Here is a 17,172-nt window from a genome sequence, read left to right on the forward strand (position 1 = left end):
CATGACGATCGCCGACCTAATTGCCGGAGCGCGCAACGGATCTCCGCGCGCGGCGGGTCGGCTGCTCAGCCTCGTCGAAGGCGAACGTCGCGACGAGGTGCTGGCCAGCATTGGTCCCGCAAGCGCGCTGCGGGTGCGTGTCGTCGGTGTCACCGGACCGCCCGGCGCAGGAAAGTCGACAACGGTCGCGGCGCTCGTCGGTGCCTACCGCGAGCGTGGCTGCCGGGTGGCCGTGCTGGCCGTGGACCCGTCGTCGCCATTCAGCGGCGGCGCGCTGCTGGGTGACCGAATTCGAATGGCCGCCCATATCAACGACTCTGACGTGCTGATTCGTTCGGTGGCAAGCCGCGGTCATCTCGGGGGTCTGGCCGCCGCGGTGCCTGCGGCCATCCGTTTGCTGGGTGCGATCGGTTACGACATGGTGCTGCTGGAAACCGTCGGGGTGGGGCAGTCGGAGATCGAGATTGCCGCGGTAGCCGACCCCACCATCGTCATCCTCAACCCCGGTGCGGGTGATGCGATCCAGGCCGCCAAAGCGGGCGTGCTGGAGGTTGCCGACATCGTGGCGGTCAACAAGGCCGACCGGGACGGTGCCGAACAGACCGTGCGGGACCTGCGCGCCGAGACCAAGGCCCCGATCGTCAGCCTCATCGCCGCGCGGGGCGATGGTGTCGCCGATCTCGTCGCCGCCATCGACGACCATCACCGCACCGACAGCCGTGAGCGCCGGGTGACTCGCGCCCGCGCGCAAATCCTTTCGCTGGCCCAAACCCAGCTGCGCAGCCAGCCGGATCTTGACCGGCTCGCGGAATCGGTGGTCGACGGCCAGGCCGACCCGTATTCGGCGGCCGCGCAGCTGCTGTTAGGCGCAGGTCAGGGCAGGGATTGAGGTCGCTTGTCCCCCAATCGGGGGGAACGGAATTCATCTGGATTGCGACCCGATCGGCGGAGGTTGGCCCAGCGCCACCCGCATAACTTAACTCTCGTATCCACGACGAGTTAGGAGCCACCGAACATGACTCGCACACCCGAACTGTCAGCGGCATGGTTGCGTGAGCAACTGGAGCTGTACCGCCAAATGTGGGTCTTGCGCCTGCTCGACATGGCAGTGGAGGAGATGCGTATCGACGGTCGGCTCAACCAACCCGTTCAGGCCGCGCTCGGCCAAGAGGCGGTGGCAATCGGCACCGCCGCGGCACTTCGTCCCGGCGACTTCATGACCACCGCCATCATCCACATGCAGCACGCCCAGCAGATCAGTTGCGCGCTGCCGCTGGGCCCGGCCATCGCGGCGCTCAGCAGCCCGGATTTCGGTCCTGACGGCGACGAGGAAGCCCCGTTCGTGGCTTCTGTTCGTGGGTTGTGTTCTCTCTCAAGTACTTTGCAGCAGTCACCGCTGCTGGCCGTCGGGCACGCCTACGGTAAGCAACTGATGGACGATGGCGGGGTCACGGTGTGTGTCATGGAAAGTCGTGACGCGAAATCGGCAGACTTCGCCGAGGCCGCGCACATCGCCCTGTCCTGGCAGCTTCCGGTGGTGTTCGTTGTCGAGAATGCGCGTGAGGAAGCCAACGTAAGCGAGTGTCACGGGTTGCCAGTGATTTCTATCGATGGCAACGACGTTGCGGTGGTTCGTGATTCGGTCGCCGGCGCCGTGCGATGCGCGAGCGCGGGCGGAGGTCCGGTTCTGGTTCACGCGATGACCCAGCGCGAGGATGGTGTCGTCTGGGTGGGCCCACTGGTTCTGGAAAGGGAGCGGCTGATTGACGCCGGCGTCAGTGCCGCCCACCTCTACGAGGTGGAGCGCCGAGCCCGTCACCTGGTCGCCGAGGCTGAGGTCTTCGCGAAGGTCATCCTGTGGGATGACCAGCCGGCGCCGATTCGGGAGCCGGAGGTGTGGCCTGCCGCTAGCTGAGTAGACCTTGCCGCATTGCCTCGGCGACAGCAGCTGCGCGATCGCTGACTCCGAGTTTCTCGTATAACCGCTGGACATGCGTTTTGACCGTGGAGGGTGCGACGAACAGCTCGCCTGCGATCGCGGGGATGCTTTGACCGCGAGCGATCCGATTGAGCACCTCGCGCTCCCGGGCGCTGAGGACAGGAGCCGTCGGCTCCGCTCGCTGCCGAATCTGTGCGGCAAGCCCGCCGGCAAGCGAGGGTGCCACCACGTCGTTTCCGTTCGCGCAATCGAGCACCGCTTTGACGATCTCGGTGCGCGTCGAGTCCTTGAGCAGAAAGCCGGCTGCACCTTGCTGCAGCGCTTGATACACGATCGCGGCCTCGTCATGCGCCGACAGCAGCAGGACGCGGGTGGGCAGATCGTTACTTCGCACCGCCGCGGCTACCTGAGCGCCATCCATGCCGGGCATCCGGAAGTCGAGCAATGCGACGTCGGGAAGGTGCTCCTTGATCAGTTCCAGCGCTTGGGTGCCGTCATCCGCCTCGCCGACGACGTTTACCTCGCCGCTGAGAGCCAGGGCTCGTACCACGCCTTCCCGGAACAGCGGGTGATCATCGCCGACAACGACGCGGACCTTCTCGGGCGTTGCTGCGCCGGCCATGGCGGACAGTCTAGCGGTTCGCCGTACCTGCGCAGATTGCTATTGGGGACAACCTGATGCGGGTTTTGCCATTTAGCCCCAGAGTGGCGAGTACAGATGAATACTGTGTTCGCGTGGCGGATACCAGCGATGCAGAGTTGCATCGGGTACGCGGGATTCACCAACTGCGCTCGTATCGAATCGCGTCTGTGGTTCGGATCGGCGTAGTTGGGTTGATGGTCGCCGCCATGATGATCGGCACCAGCCGGTCCGAGTGGCTGCAGCAGAGTGTACTGATCGCGGTGTACGCGGTCATCGCACTGTGCGCCGCGGCGCTCGCATTTTTCCCGTTTCGTCAATGGGTTGCGCTGGGGGCGCTGGAACCAGTTGCTTTCACCATCATCGACGTCATTGCCTTGACCGTCTTCCAGCTGCTGTCCACTGGTGCGGTCTATCCCTTGTTGATCATGACCATGCTGCCCATCCTGTTGGGCCTTGACGTCTCTTCGCGCCGCGCCGCGCTGGTGCTGATCTTCTCCATGGTGGGGTTCGCGATCGCGGTGCTCCAGGACCCGGAGATGCTGCGCTCGATCGGGGTGTTCGAGGCCGCTTTTCGCTTTGTGCTGTACGGGTTCCTATGTGCCACTGCATACATGGCGGTCCGTATCGCAGATCGGCATACGCGCTCGGTCGCCGGCCTGAGCGTGCTGCGCGAGGAATTGCTTGCTCAGACGATGACGGCGTCGGATGTGTTGCAGCGCCGGATTTCGGAGTCCATTCACGACGGACCGCTGCAAGACATCCTGGCGGTGCGTCACGAACTCGTCGAGTTGGAGACCACGCTCCCGGGTGACGAGCGCGTCGAGCGCGCGCTGGCCGGTCTGCAAGTCGCGTCACACAGCCTGCGGCAGGCGACTTTCGAGCTACACCCGGCCGTGCTCGAACAGGTTGGGCTGGCGGCAGCGGTGCATCAGTTGGCCTCGGATTCGGCACAGCGCTCGGGCATCCAGATCTCCACCGAGATCGATTACCCGAACCGCGATGAGATCGACCCGATCGTGTTCGGTGTGGTTCGGGAATTGGTGTCGAACGTCGTGCAGCACTCGCACGCCCGCCGGGCATCGATCAAGCTGGGGGTCACCGACCACAGATGTGTTTTGCATGTGATCGACGACGGGGCGGGATTCAATACCGAGACCATGGCACGCCGGTTGGGGGAGGGCCACATCGGTCTGGCGTCGCATCGCGCCCGGGTGGACGCCGCCGGCGGCGTGTTCGTTTTCCTCGACACCGCGGTGGGCACCCACATCTGCGTGGAAGTGCCGCTGAAGTCGTGAACAGCTATTGCAGGTCGACCGACTTACCGGTGGCGGCAGCGTAACCCGCACGATATCCGAAAACCATTGCCGGACCAATGGTTCCACCTGCACCGCCATAGGCACGTCCGGTCGCGCCGGCCATCGTGTTGCCCGCAGCGAACAGGCCCGGAATAGGTTCCCCGCTGACGTGGAGCACCCGGCCGTCGTGGTCGGTGCGCGGCCCGCCCTTGGTGCCCATCGCGCCGATACACACTGGAACCGCGTAATACGGCGCGGTGTCAATTGGGCCGAGTGTCTTCCCGGCCGTGGTGCTGGCGCTGTCGTCGCCCCAATAGCCGTCGTACGCACTGGAACCGCGGCCGAAGTCGGGGTCGGCGTCCTTCGCCACGTGGCGGTTCCACTCGTCGATCGTGCGGATCAGGCCTTCGGCATCGATACCGGTCTTGGCACCCAGTTCGCTCAGGTCCGCGGACTCGCAGAACCAGTCCGGAACCGGCTCACCGGGCGCGATGCCCAGAAATCCATAGCGCTGCAAGTGAACTGAATCGAAGACCATCCATCCGCGATCGTTGACGTATCCGCCCCGAGGATCCAGGTAGTGGAACGCGCCGGCCATCGAGTTGTAATCGCAGGCCTCGTTGACGAATCGGTGCCCGGCCAGGTTGACAATAATGCTCCGCGGCCGAGTTCGCTCCAACCGCACGCTGCGGCTGCGCTGTTGGCCTTCGATGGTGTCGCCGGGGATTTGTACGACCGGCACCCACCACGCTTCGCTCATGTTCGCCAGATCAGCACCGTGCGCCATCGCCATGCGCAGCCCGTCACCGGTGTTGTTCGGCGGCGAGACCGCACCGTGCATCGGCCCGCGAAGGAACGCCTGTGCCAAGCCCGGATCCCATTCGAATCCGCCGACACCCAAAACGACTCCACGGCGCGCTCGCACGTTGATGCGCTGTCCGGACATCGCGATGCGCACCCCGACGATTTCGCCGTCTTCGGCAACGAGTTCCTCGGCCCGGGCGTTGGTGTGCGGTGTCACCCCGGCGTCGAGTAATCCCTTGAGTAGCCCCGCAATTAGCGCGGTGCCTGCGACGCACAGGTCGCTGCCCTCCTCGATCGCCGCGTGCAGGCGTGCCCGGGTTTCGGCATCGAAACCGACGTTGGACCAGTCGGCGGGAAATGAGGTGATCCGGTCGCCCCACTCACCGATTTGGTTCAGGTCGAACGGCCCCGCGCTCAGCGACCGGCCTCCGGTCGGCTGGCCGCCCGGCAGCTCTGGCCGGTAGTCGGGGAAGCCGGCCGCGATCCCGAAATGTAGGCCGCTATGCCCCTCGACGAATTCCAGCATGGCCGGGCCGGTCCGCACGAACGTTTCGACCAGCGCGTCGTCCATGGTGCCCACGGACTGCGCGCGAAGGTACTGCAGCGCGGCGTCTTGAGTCAATTCGCCGTCGGGAGAACGATTATGGGCGGGGATCCACACGACGCCACCCGACACCGCGGTGGTGCCGCCGACGGTCGGGGCCTTCTCAAACACCTCGACGGAGGCGCCGGCAGACACCGCGGACAGTGCGGCGGTCAGGCCGGCCCCGCCGGTGCCGAGCACGACGACATCGGCCTCGGAGTCCCAAGACATCAACGGCTATCCCTTCAGCTCAGCAGCTCGGACAACTGGTTCGCGGCTTTGACGACCGCATCCCTGCCGCGCAGCACGACGTCTTCCCGGTGGGAGATGAGGTTGATGCATGTCGGCGGAGACGGTGCCGGGCGGTGGACCGACACAGCCAGGCCGTAGGTATTCGGTTCGATCTCTCCGTAGGTCGTCACCCAGCCGCGCTCGCGTGCTCGCGACACCAGGTCCCGCTCGCCCGGGCGTGGCGGAAGGCTTGCGAGCAGGGCGATTCCGGCGGCGCCGCGGTCCAGCGGGTACCGGCTGCCTTCGTGGAAGGACAGTTGGTAGGCGACGTGGCTCGGCACAATCACCGCGATCGCGACCTGTTGATCGCCCTCGGCGATGAGCAACGACACCGTGGTGCCCAGATCGTCGGCCAGGGTGCGCAACGTCGGCAGACTCAGTTGGCGCACATTGCGGTCGAACGACGCGCCGAGCACCGCGAGCCCGGCGGCCGGCCGGTAACGCCCGTCTTCGCCCTTGGCCACCAAGCGGAACTGGGCCAACGTCGACAGCAGCCGATAGGCGATGGTGCGGTGCACCCCGACCTGGTCGGCGAGCTGCTGCACGGTCAACCCGGTGGGGGAGTCCGCCACCATTTGCAGCGCGGTGATTCCCCTGGCCAGCGTCTGCGAGCCGGTGCCCGAACCCGTCACAGCCTTGACATACCTCCAAGCGAGAGCGAAGCTCTAATATATAACGCACGCTAGTGTGCGATATTCGCAAATCAGGTAAGTCTAAAACGAGAACAAGATTTCCACCAGTAGTAGGCAGAGAGGAACCGTGGCCGAGTTCGAGAGCATCTGGAGCGATCTTCAGGGTGTCGCGTTTGAGCAGGGCTATCTCAACGCCGGGGGAGTCAAGACCCGTTACCTGCGCGCCGGCGATCCCGGTAAGCCGGTACTGATGCTGCTGCACGGATCCGGCGGCCACGCCGAGGCTTACGTGCGCAATCTAGGCGCGCACGCCGAGCATTTCTGGACCTGGTCGATCGACATGCTGGGGCATGGGTACACCGACAAGCCGGGCCACCCGCTGGAAGTCAGCCACTACGTCGAGCACCTGATGGCTGTGCTGCGCACCATCGGGGTCGAGCGCGCATTCATCAGCGGCGAATCGCTCGGCGGCTGGGTGGCCGCCCGTACCGCGGTCGACCACCCGGATGTGGTTGAGCGACTGGTCCTTAACACCGCCGGCGGCTCCCAGGCCGATCCAGTGGTGATGCAACGGATCATCACGCTGTCCATGGCCGCCGCCGAGGACCCGACCTGGGAGACCGTGCAGGCGCGGATCAAGTGGCTGATGGCCGACAAGTCCAGGGGCTACGACGACCTGGTCGCCAGTCGCCAACGGGTGTATCGCCAACCGGGATTCGTCTCCGCGATGAGCGACATCATGGCATTGCAGGACCCCGAGATTCGGGCCCGCAACATCCTCGGCCCGGACGAATACGGGTCGATCGTCGCGCCGACGCTGGTGTTGTGGACCAGTGACGACCCCACCGCCGACGTGACCGAGGGACGCCGCATGGCGTCGATGATTCCGGGCGCCCGGTTCGAGGTGATGCCCGGTTGCGGCCACTGGCCGCAGTACGAGGACGCCAAGACCTTCAACCAACTGCATCTCGACTTCCTGCTAGGCCGCTGATGGGAACCGACGGGCACCAGACACCAGGACTCGATGTCGACGTAGTCATCGTCGGCGCCGGTCCGGTCGGTCTGACCCTGGCCAATATCCTTGGCCAGCAAGGTGTCCGAACGCTATTGGTCGACGAAAGAGACACGCTGATCGACTACCCGCGCGGGGTCGGCCTGGACGACGAGTCGTTGCGCACCTTCCAGTCGATCGGCCTGGTCGAGCGCGTCCTGCCGCACACGGTTCCTAACCAGATTCTGCGTTTCTTCGACGGCAAGCGCCGGGTGCTTGCCGAAATGGCCCCGCCCGATGCGCGTTTCGGTTGGCCGAAGCGCAACGGATTCGTCCAACCGCTCGTCGACGCCGAATTACTGGCCGGTCTAGACAGATTCGACTGCGTCGAGGTGCGCTGGGGCCACCCGATGACGACTTGCGAGGAAACCGCCGACGCGGTCACGGTCGAGCTTGGCGGCAAGGCGGATCCCAGCACGGTGCGGGCCCGCTACGTCGTCGGCTGCGACGGCGGCCGCAGCATGACGCGCCGGATGATGGGGGTGTCTTTCGACGGGACGACGTCGTCGACGCGCTGGCTGGTGGTCGACATCGCAAATGATCCGCTGGGCCATCCGAACAGTGAGGTCGGTGCCGACCCCGAACGTCCGTACGCGTCGATTTCGATCGCGCACGGAATTCGCCGCTTCGAGTTCATGATTCACGCCGACGAGACCGACGAGCAGGCAGAGGACCCCGCCTTCCTGGAGCGGATGCTGGCCCGCATGGTGCCCCGTCCCGACCGGGTCGACGTGATCCGGCGCCGCGTGTACACCCACCACTCGCGAATCGCCGGGGCGTTCCGCAGCGGCCGGCTGCTGCTGGCCGGCGATGCCGCGCACCTGATGCCGGTGTGGCAGGGGCAGGGCTACAACAGCGGTATCCGGGATGCGGCGAACCTGGGCTGGAAGCTGGCCGCCGTGGTCAACGGCCGGGCCGGCGACAAATTGCTGGACAGCTACGACATGGAGCGCCGTAAGCACGCGCGGGCCATGATCGACCTATCCACCATGGTGGGCCGGGTCATCTCGCCGACCAACCGTCGAGTCGCCACCGCACGCGACCTGCTGGTGCGGTCGGCCTCAATTGTGCCCACGCTCAAGCGATACGTGCTCGAGATGCGGTTCAAGCCGATGCCCCGCTACGAGCACGGGGCAGTCGTGCACTCGGCTGGGCAGCGGACCGAATCGCCCGTCGGCACCCTGTTCATTCAGCCACGGGTCGATACCCGCGCTCAGCAAGATGTCCTGTTGGACGATGTGCTGGGCCCGTGGTTCGCCGTGCTGTGCTGGAACAACAACCCGCGCAAGATTCTCGGCGACGAGGCCTTTGGGAAGTGGAAAGCGCTGGGCGCACGGTTTGTCGCGCTGCGGCCGCTGACTCAGCTGAACTGGCCTGGGCACGACGATCCGGATGTCATCGTCGTGGGCGATCGCACCGGCGGGCTCAAGTCCTGGTTCGATGTGCACTCCGAATCGGTGGTGTTCCTGCGTCCCGATCGCTGCATCGCGGGTGCCTGTATCGCCCAGCTCTCCCCCGAGCTCAGCGCATCACTGCTGGACGCCCTCACGCTCATCCCGGGAGGGGGTGATGTCGACAGTGGCAATGGCTCTGTGCTGTATGTCCCACAGCCCGCTCCTGAATCTTCCGGGGCCGTCGCCGGACCTGCTTGACGATATCGAAGGCGCGATCGCGCAGGCTCGGGAATTCGTTCGCGATTACGATCCCGAGCTCGTGGCCATCTTTTCTCCGGATCATTACAACGGGTTCTTCTACAAGGCGATGCCTCCTTTCTGTATCGGCTTGAACGCCAACGGAGTTGGTGATTACGGGACGCATGCCGGTCCGCTGGATGTTCCGACGGACGTGGCCTCGCAGTGTGCGGAAGCCGTGCTCGAGGCGGGCATCGACATTGCGGTGTCGGCCAGCATGGACGTGGACCACGGGACCGTCCAGCCGCTGGAGAAGCTGTTCGGGGACGCACTCTCGCGGCCGGTGATACCGGTCTTCATCAATGCGGTCGCGGTGCCGCTGGGACCGCTGCATCGGTGCCGGGCGCTGGGTGCGGCCGTGGGCACCTTTCTGGCCACGTTGGATAAGCGGGTCCTGGTGATCGGATCCGGTGGACTCTCGCATAGCCCTCCGGTGCCGACATTGGCGACCGCGCCTGAAGCGGTCCTGGAGCGGATCGTGCAGGGCCGGCCGATGACGCGCGAGCAGCGGCAGGCCAGGCAGGCCGCTGTCATCGAGGCGGCCAAGGCCTTCGCCGGTGGCGAGAGTGACCTGCAACCTCTCAACCCGGCGTGGGACCACCGCTTCCTGGAGATCATCGACAACGGCCGACTCACCGCGTTCGACCTCTGGTCGAACTCGTTCGTGCTCTACGAGGGCGGTACCTCCGCGCACGAAGTGCGTACGTGGATAGCGGCTTTCGCCGCGCTGGAAACCGCAGGCGAGTATCAGACGGCGTTGCGCTACTACAAGCCGGCCGAAGAATTGATCGCCGGCTTCGCGATCAGGACCGCGATGCCGACATGACCGGCGCGGAGATGAACGGCTTCGATCACGTCGTCGACGTGTTGGTCGTCGGGTCCGGCGGTGGCGGCATGGCTGCGGCCCTGACGGCGCATGCGTCCGGGCTGGACACGTTGGTGGTCGAAAAGTCCTCCCACTTCGGCGGTTCCACCGCCTTGTCCGGGGGCGGCATCTGGGTACCTGGCGCGCCCTCGCAACGCCGGGGCGGCTACTGTCCGGATCCCGAGGGCGTGGTCGAATACCTGCTCAAGATCACCAGGGTCTGGTCAGCGAGGCGCGCATCCGGCAGTACGTCGAGTCGGCCCCCCAGATGCTGGAGTTTCTCGAAGAGCTTTCGGGATGGTTCGAATTCGTCTGGAAGCCCGGCTATGCCGATTACTACCCGGAGCTGCCCGGCGGCTCGGAACTCGGTAGCACCATCAACGTGCCGGCCATCGATCTGCGGAAGCTGGGCGCCGACGAGAAGACGTTGCTGGCGCCACTGGCGCTTGCTCCGCGGGGAATCTGGCTGGGCCCCAAAGACCTTCGGATCTTCTATCGGATCAGGCAGTCGTGGGCCGGTAAGGGCGTACTACTGAAACTGATCTGGCGAATGGTCAAGGCGAGAGTCCTCGATGAGCGGATGGCCGCAATCGGGCAGTCGCTGGCCGCCCGGCTGCGGCTGGCGATGCGCGAGAGCGACATCCCGCTGTGGCTGGACGCGCCGATGACCGAGTTAGTCACCGACGCAGGAGGATCGGTGACCGGAGCGGTGCTCGAACGCGACGGTGCCAAGCAGCGCATCGGCGCGCGCCGAGGTGTCATCCTGGCTTCTGGCGGCTTCGATCATGACCTTGCCTGGCGCAAAGAGCAGCTCCCAGTCGTGGACCAGGACTGGAGCTTCGGCAATCCGGCCGCGATGGGCGACGGCATCCGTGCGGGCCAAAAGGTGGGCGCCGCAACCGATCTTCTGGACGAGGCATGGTGGTTCCCGGCCATCCAATGGCCGGACGGCCGAATGCAATTCATGCTGAACGAGCGGATGATGCCGGCCCAATTCATCGTCAACGGCGACGGCAAGCGCTTCATCAACGAGGCCGCCCCGTACATGGACTTCGGCCACGCCATGATCGACGGGCAGCAATCCGGGGTCACCCACATCCCGTGCTGGCTGATCACCGATCACCGATCCTTCAACCGCTACGTCGTCGGCGGCCACCTGCCGATCCCGAAAATCCCCGGCGCCCCGGTGCCCACCGGCCGCAAGGTTCCGTCGGCCTGGCTGGAATCCGGCGTGGTGAAGGCGGCGACCAGTTGGGACGAAATGGCCGCAAAGATCGGCGTCCCGGCAACCGAACTTCGGGCAACCGCGGCTCGTTTCAACGAACTCGCGCGCAAGGGTCACGACGACGATTTCAACCGAGGGGACAGCGTTTACGACAACTATTACGGCGATCCGACCCTGCCCAACCCCAATCTGTATCCGCTGGGTGACCCGCCCTACTACGCGTTCCGAATCGTTCTCGGCGATCTCGGAACCTCGGGTGGCCTGCTGACCGACGAATACGCCCGAGTGGTACGTCCCGACGGCACCGTCGTCCCCGGCCTGTATGCGGTGGGAAACACCTCCGCGCCGGTGATGGGCCGCAGCTACGCGGGCGCCGGAGCGACCATCGGTCCCGCCATGACCTTCGGCTTTGTCGCCGCGAAACACCTTGCCAGCCAGGCCTAATCTCTTGAGGAGGTAACAATGAAAATTTCACTGTTCTACGAGTTCGCCCTGCCACGCCCGTGGGTACCGGAGGACGAGCACGTCATGTTGCAGGACTGCCTGGACGAGGTGGAAGCCGCCGACAAGGCGGGATTCTCCACCGTCTGGCTGACCGAGCATCACTTCCTCGAGGAGTACTGCCATTCCACCGCGCCGGAGATATTCCTGGCCGCGGCCAGCCAGCGGACCAAGAACATCCGGCTCGGATTCGGCATCATGCACCTGCCGCCGTTGGTGAATCACCCCGCGCGGGTAGCCGAACGCATTGCCACCCTTGACTTGCTGTCCAACGGACGCGTCGAGTTCGGCACCGGCGAATCCTCCTCCGTCGGTGAGCTGGGCGGGTTCAACATCGATCCCGCTGACAAACGCGCGCAGTGGGAAGAGGCGCTCGAGGTCTCGATCCGCTGCATGGTCGAAGAGCCCTTTTCCGGGTTCGAAGGCCAACACGTCCAGATGCCGGCCCGCAACGTGGTGCCCAAGCCGCTACAGAAGCCGCATCCCCCCGTCTGGGTTGCCTGCACCAGGCCGGCCAGCGTGCAGATGGCTGCCCAAAAAGCCATCGGTGCTTTGAGTTTCGCTTACACCGGCCCCGGTCCGCTGACCGAGCGGGTCAACGGTTACTACAAGGAATTCGAGGAAAACGGCGTGCCGGTCACGCCGCAGATCAACCCGAACATCCTGGCCATCGGCGGTGACCTGTCGATGATGGTCGCCAGGACCGACGAGCAGGCTCTGCAACGCCTCGGCCAGGGTGGCGGATTCTTTTCGTTCGGCATCATGCACTACTACATGACCGGCGTGCACACCCCCGGGCGGACCGGAGTGTGGAAGCGCTACCTCGAAGAGGTGGAAAAAGACCCGACGTTGGCCTATGGGCCCGGCCGTGGCGCGATCGGATCCCCGGCCACCGTGCGCGAGTTCCTGCGCGGCTACGAGGAGAGCGGCGTCGACGAGATCATCCTGCTGCTCAATCCGCGCAGCCACGAGGGCAGCATGGAGTCCATCGAGCTGATGGGCAAAGAGGTGCTGCCCGAGTTCATCGAGCGCGACAAGAAGGCGGTGGCGGAGAAAGCCAAGCGCCTGGCGCCCGTCATCGAGAAGGTCGAGGCGCGGCGGCCCAAGTCGACCGCACCGAAATTCGATGAGAACTACTCCTTTGGCGGCCTGCCCACCGGTCGTGGCGGTAAGTTCACTGCCAGCGAGATCCCCGAGGCCATGGCGGAGATCAACGAGGGTCGCGTCCAGGCAGCGCAGCGGGCAAAGGAAGAACAGAACAAGAAGTAGACGGCCTTGGCAGACATCGACGAGCTGTGGCGCTATGACGGCCGCCGTGCCGTGGTCACCGGGTGTGCGTCGGGCATCGGCGAACATGTGGGGCGACAGCTCACCGACCTCGGCGCCGAAGTCATCGGGCTGGATATACGCCGACCGCCGTTCGAGGTCAACGAGTTTCATCAGGTCGACCTGGCCGACCCGGAGTCGATCGAAGGTGCCGTAGCATCCATCGGCGGGCGGGTCGACGCGCTTTTCAACGTCGCCGGAGTCTCGTCGGGGATCGGCGATCCGACCCTGGTCGCCACGATCAACTTCCTGGGCCTGCGGCGCGTCACCGAGGCGCTGGTGCCCAAGATGGGCGCGGGATCTTCAATCGTGAGCGTCTCCTCGCTCGCGGCGGCCGGCTATCGGGAGCATGCCGACGCGGTGGTGCCGTTGCTGGATACCGCGACGATGCAACAGGGCATCGACTGGTGTCACGCCCATCCCGACGAGCTGGGCAACGGCTACCAACTGTCCAAAGAAGCGATCATCTTTTACACCATGCGCAGCGCCACGCCGTTGGGCGCCAACGGTATCCGCATCAATTGCTCCGGCCCCGGGGTCACCGAGACCCCGATCCTCGATCAGCTGCGAGCCGCATATGGGCAGGGCTTCCTCGACGGTATTCCCAAGCCCCTGGGCCGTGTTTCCGGCCCCGCCGAGCAGGCCGCGGTGTTGCTCTTTTTGAATAGTCGTGCAGCCAGCTACATCACGGGACAGGTCCTCTGGGTCGACGGCGGAAACGTGGGTGCCGCGATCGCCCGTGAACTCGAGGAAGGACGGGCCGATGGCCGACTTGACTGATTTCCGGCGGGTCGCGAGTGACGTCTCCAATTGGGGGCGCTGGGGGAACGACGACGAGCTTGGCACGCTGAACTTCATCACCGCGGACAAGGTCGCCCAAGCGGCGAGCCTGGTCAAGCACGGCAAGGTGTTTCCGCTCGGGGTCGACTTCGGCGCCTCCGGGCCGCAGGGCGCCTTCGAGTTCCGGCACAACCCGGTGCACGTCATGACCGTCGACGGCGGAGATGTGAACACGCTGGCCAAGTACGGGACGAGCTGGCCGAGTAATCCGGTGGCCCAGCAGCTCAGTAGCTACATGACTGCCGACAACCCGTTCCGGTTCAACGATGACATCATCATCATGCCGTTGCAGGCGGCAAGCCAGTGGGATGCACTGTCCCACGTCTACTACGACGATCACCTCTACAACGGGTTCCCGGCGGATTCGGTGACCAGCCTGGGCGCCTACCACTGCGGCATCGACAAGGTCGACGTCAAGGGCATCACTTCCCGAGGTGTGCTGCTGGACTTGGTTCGCCATCGGGGGGCCGACGTCTTCCTCGAGGCCGGCAACCCGATATCCCCGGAAGAACTCGACGACGTGGTCCGTGCGCAGGGCGTCACCATCGGGCCAGGCGATATTGTTCTGATCAGGACCGGTTGGTGGACAAGGTTTCTCATGACCGGGAACAACATGGAAGGCTATTCGGGACTGGACTGGCGGTGTGCCCAGTGGCTACACGATCACCAGATCGCCGCCGTGGCCGCAGACAACCTTCAGGTCGAAGACCTGGAATCCGGGGTCGACGGGATCACATTCCCGCTGCACCTGCTCTGCCTGCGCGACATGGGGATGATCTTCGGCGAATACTGGGATCTCACCGCGCTGGCGCAGGACTGTGCTGCCGACGGCGTCTACGAATTCCAGCTCATCGCACCGCCGCTGAGAGTCGTCGGGGCCGTGGGCTCCCCGGTCAATCCGATCGCGATCAAGTGATGGACTTTGAGCGCAGGAGCATGCTGGTTGACGGCCTGACCACCGGCTACCTAGAGGCCGGTGAAGGCGATCCGGTGGTGCTGTTGCACGGCGGCGAGTTCGGAGCCAGCGCTGAACTCGGTTGGGAGCACAACATTTCCGCACTGGCCGCGCACTATCGAGTGCTGGCCCCGGACATGCTGGGGTATGGCAATTCGGCGAAGGTGATCGACTTCGTCGACGGTCGGGGGATGCGGATTCGGCATGTGGCTCGCTTCTGCGAGGCCCTCGGCGTCGACTCGGCGCATTTCGCCGGCAACTCGATGGGCGCCATCAACCTGCTCAACGATGCCACGTCGGAGGCGCCGCGACTGCCCGTCCGCAGCTTGATGATCATCTGCGGAGGCGGAGATATCCAGCAGAACAAACACTTTGAAGCGCTGCAGGAGTACGACGCGACGCGTTCGGGGATGCGGCGCATAGTCGAGGCGCTCTTCCACGACGCCGGGTATCCGGACGATGAGGAATACGTGAGCCGGCGCTATGAGTCGAGCACCGCGCCGGGGGCGTGGGAAGCGGTGTCCGCGGCTCGATTCCGCCGTCCCGGCTCGTCGCGGCCCCCGGCACCGTCGGCCACGCGAGCCTACGAACGCATCAGTGTGCCAACACTTGTCATCGAAGGCGGAGAGGACAAACTGCTTCCGTCGGGCTGGGCCGCGCAGATCGCCAAGCAGATTGACGGCGCCCGCTCGGCGGTGGTCTCCGACGCCGGTCATTGTCCGCAGATCGAGCAGGCGTCGACGACCAACGATTTGCTGCTGGAGTTTCTCCGCGCCGCATCCTAGAAGACGTATTCCAATCGGGTCATCATTCCCGCGACTTGGTGGTAGGTGTTGTGGCAGTGCATCTGCCACACGCCAGGGTTGTCGGCCACCAGAACCGCGAGGAGCTTCTGTTTAGGTAGCACGATCACGGTGTCCTTGCGGGCGCCGAGAGATCCGTCGGCGTTGATCAGCTGGAATGTGTGCCCGTGCAGGTGGATTGGGTGATACATCATCGTGGTGTTGTCGAACGTGATGGTGGGCCGTTGCCCCTGCTGGACGTGTAGCGGATTAGTCCGGCTGTAGGCCTCGCCGTTGATCGTCCAGTCGTATTGGGCCATGTTGCCGCCCAGGACGACCGGTAGGTTGACACCCGGTTCGGGTCGGCCCAACATGGCCGACGTTGCGGCGGTGAACATCTCGATGGTTCCCACGCGTTTGGTGAGTTCGGCCGGCTGGAATAGTGGATCGGGCACGCTGCCTTGTCCGGTGGACAGCAGTGCGCGCGCCAGCGAACCTTTGCCCTCCGCGAGCGCGACCAGTGGGAAGACACCGTCGGCGGCGGTCACGATCACGTCGTACCGTTCGGCCATCCCGATGAGTAGGGCGTCGACCTGCCTGGGCACGACGCGGAAACCATCGGTGTGGGTGACCGTCATGGTGTGGCCGGCCAACGCGACGCGAAATGCGGTGTCGGAGCCGGTGTTGATGAAACGGATCCGGATTCGCTGGCCCGGTTTCGCGTTGAACGTGGTGGGAGCCGCAGGAATGCGGCCGTTGATCAGATAGTAGGGATAGGGGATGTCGCCGGCGTCGCCGCCAAGTAGCTCGCTGCTACCGACCCTGGCCGGCGGCATCGCGGCTGCCGACGTGGGCGGGCTCGTCGAGGTGGTCGCGGTTGTCGACGTCGTCTCGGACGTGGACGTCGTCGAGGTGGTCGGGCTTGTCGAGGTGGTCGGGGACGTCGGCGTCGTCTCGGGTGCGGCCGGCATGTTGGACATACCGGGCATACCGGGCATGCCGGATTTGTTCGGGTTGGTGAGCTCCTGGTAGAGCTGCTGCGGGCTCTTCCCGACACCGTCGGTCCAGTCATCAAGGACCACAACCCATTCGACGTCGTAGTCGCCCTCAGTCGGATCCTCGATGACGACCGGTAGGTACAGGCCCATGTCTTCGTCGAGGCCGGTGTGCGGATGAGCCCAGTAGGTGCCCGAATTCGGTACCGAGAACTGGTAAGTGAATTCTTGACCGGCCTCGATATTCGGGGTGGCCGGCTCCGCACCATCCATGTTGTTGCGCAACGCGATACCGTGCCAATGCACCGATGTCGGATGGTCGAGTTTGTTGGAGACCTTGACCACAAGCTCGTCGCCGACGGTGGCCCTGATCAGCGGCCCGGGCAGCTTGTCGCCGAAGGCCAGCGTTCGGACGACTGGCCCGCCCAGGTCGATCTGTGTCAGTTGCGGAGTCAAACTAGCGGTCACCGTGCGGCCGCGGTGCGGGCGCGCCGCTTCCGCGGCAGCGATCGCGTCCGCCATCTTGTTGGCACTGCTGGGTGCCTGAGGCTTGGAGTGGTCGCAGGCCGCCAGCGTCAATCCACCCGCGATACCGGCTGCCATGAAGCCGCGCCGGGTAAGCCGCCCCCCGTCGATGGGACCCCAACTGGTGGGTAGCGGCATTGATGGCTCCTTGTCGTCGGTCGATACGTGCCTGGCGAGTTATACCGTGCTAGGGAGTTAGCCAGAACGCAACCATTGACATGCCAGTGTT

14 protein-coding genes and 1 pseudogene are annotated in these 17,172 nt (G+C 65.0%); 11 read left to right on the forward strand and 4 right to left on the reverse strand.

Annotation, left to right across the window (positions count from 1 at the left end):
* Window position 1 precedes the first annotated feature (1 nt).
* Entirely contained in the window at window positions 2-889 is an 888-nt protein-coding gene (gene meaB / locus H7K34_RS12290; RefSeq protein ID WP_264062187.1) for a methylmalonyl Co-A mutase-associated GTPase MeaB, read from the forward strand.
* Between the two features lie 126 nt (window positions 890-1,015).
* Window positions 1,016-1,915, forward strand: coding sequence for a thiamine pyrophosphate-dependent enzyme (locus H7K34_RS12295; RefSeq protein ID WP_264062188.1), 900 nt, complete (start codon window positions 1,016-1,018; stop codon window positions 1,913-1,915).
* Here H7K34_RS12295 and H7K34_RS12300 read toward each other — a convergent pair.
* Window positions 1,908-2,561, reverse strand: a complete 654-nt coding sequence (locus tag H7K34_RS12300) for a response regulator (protein ID WP_108925731.1) — start codon at window positions 2,559-2,561, stop codon at window positions 1,908-1,910. The genes H7K34_RS12295 and H7K34_RS12300 overlap by 8 nt on opposite strands.
* Before the next feature lie 113 nt (window positions 2,562-2,674).
* Between H7K34_RS12300 and H7K34_RS12305 the strand changes: the two genes are divergently transcribed.
* Window positions 2,675-3,877 carry a sensor histidine kinase gene (locus H7K34_RS12305; RefSeq protein WP_264062190.1) on the forward strand — a complete coding sequence of 401 codons (1,203 nt, stop codon included), beginning with the start codon at window positions 2,675-2,677 and terminating at the stop codon, window positions 3,875-3,877.
* Between the two features lie 4 nt (window positions 3,878-3,881).
* Here H7K34_RS12305 and H7K34_RS12310 read toward each other — a convergent pair whose 3' ends face one another.
* Complete coding sequence (locus tag H7K34_RS12310) at window positions 3,882-5,495, reverse strand: FAD-dependent oxidoreductase (protein ID WP_264062191.1); 1,614 nt, start codon at window positions 5,493-5,495, stop codon at window positions 3,882-3,884.
* A gap of 14 nt (window positions 5,496-5,509) precedes the next feature.
* Complete coding sequence (locus H7K34_RS12315; protein WP_264062192.1) at window positions 5,510-6,187, reverse strand: IclR family transcriptional regulator; 678 nt, start codon at window positions 6,185-6,187, stop codon at window positions 5,510-5,512.
* 127 nt (window positions 6,188-6,314) lie between these two features.
* Here H7K34_RS12315 and H7K34_RS12320 point away from each other — a divergent pair, with 127 nt between their 5' ends.
* The 8 genes and pseudogenes from H7K34_RS12320 to H7K34_RS12355 all read left to right on the forward strand — a co-directional run bounded on the left by H7K34_RS12320 (window position 6,315) and on the right by H7K34_RS12355 (window position 15,426).
* The gene (locus H7K34_RS12320) at window positions 6,315-7,178 is read left to right on the forward strand and encodes an alpha/beta fold hydrolase (RefSeq protein WP_264062193.1); all 864 of its coding nucleotides are present in this window, start codon (window positions 6,315-6,317) and stop codon (window positions 7,176-7,178) included.
* Window positions 7,178-8,890: a bifunctional 3-(3-hydroxy-phenyl)propionate/3-hydroxycinnamic acid hydroxylase gene (locus H7K34_RS12325; RefSeq protein WP_264062194.1), complete on the forward strand. Its 1,713-nt coding sequence runs from the start codon at window positions 7,178-7,180 to the stop codon at window positions 8,888-8,890. The genes H7K34_RS12320 and H7K34_RS12325 overlap by 1 nt, the downstream gene beginning before the upstream one ends.
* Window positions 8,838-9,755: a 3-carboxyethylcatechol 2,3-dioxygenase gene (locus tag H7K34_RS12330; protein WP_264062195.1), complete on the forward strand. Its 918-nt coding sequence runs from the start codon at window positions 8,838-8,840 to the stop codon at window positions 9,753-9,755. The genes H7K34_RS12325 and H7K34_RS12330 overlap by 53 nt, the downstream gene beginning before the upstream one ends.
* Window positions 9,756-9,766: 11 nt before the next feature.
* Window positions 9,767-11,463 (forward strand): annotated as a pseudogene (locus tag H7K34_RS12335) (FAD-binding protein).
* Between the two features lie 18 nt (window positions 11,464-11,481).
* On the forward strand, window positions 11,482-12,789 hold the full coding sequence (locus H7K34_RS12340) for an LLM class flavin-dependent oxidoreductase (protein ID WP_264062196.1): 1,308 nt from the start codon (window positions 11,482-11,484) through the stop codon (window positions 12,787-12,789).
* Between the two features lie 6 nt (window positions 12,790-12,795).
* Complete coding sequence (locus tag H7K34_RS12345; protein WP_264062197.1) at window positions 12,796-13,626, forward strand: coniferyl-alcohol dehydrogenase; 831 nt, start codon at window positions 12,796-12,798, stop codon at window positions 13,624-13,626.
* Entirely contained in the window at window positions 13,610-14,602 is a 993-nt protein-coding gene (locus H7K34_RS12350; RefSeq protein WP_264062198.1) for a cyclase family protein, read from the forward strand. The genes H7K34_RS12345 and H7K34_RS12350 overlap by 17 nt, the downstream gene beginning before the upstream one ends.
* Window positions 14,602-15,426, forward strand: a complete 825-nt coding sequence (locus H7K34_RS12355; protein WP_264062199.1) for an alpha/beta fold hydrolase — start codon at window positions 14,602-14,604, stop codon at window positions 15,424-15,426. Before H7K34_RS12350 ends, H7K34_RS12355 begins: the two co-directional genes overlap by 1 nt.
* On the opposite strand, the gene H7K34_RS12360 is transcribed toward H7K34_RS12355, so the two are convergent.
* Entirely contained in the window at window positions 15,423-17,081 is a 1,659-nt protein-coding gene (locus H7K34_RS12360; protein ID WP_264062200.1) for a multicopper oxidase family protein, read from the reverse strand. The two genes, H7K34_RS12355 and H7K34_RS12360, sit on opposite strands and share 4 nt — an antisense overlap.
* Window positions 17,082-17,172 lie beyond the last annotated feature (91 nt).

Source organism: Mycobacterium montefiorense, from assembly GCF_025823255.1.
Lineage (GTDB): Bacteria > Actinomycetota > Actinomycetes > Mycobacteriales > Mycobacteriaceae > Mycobacterium > Mycobacterium montefiorense.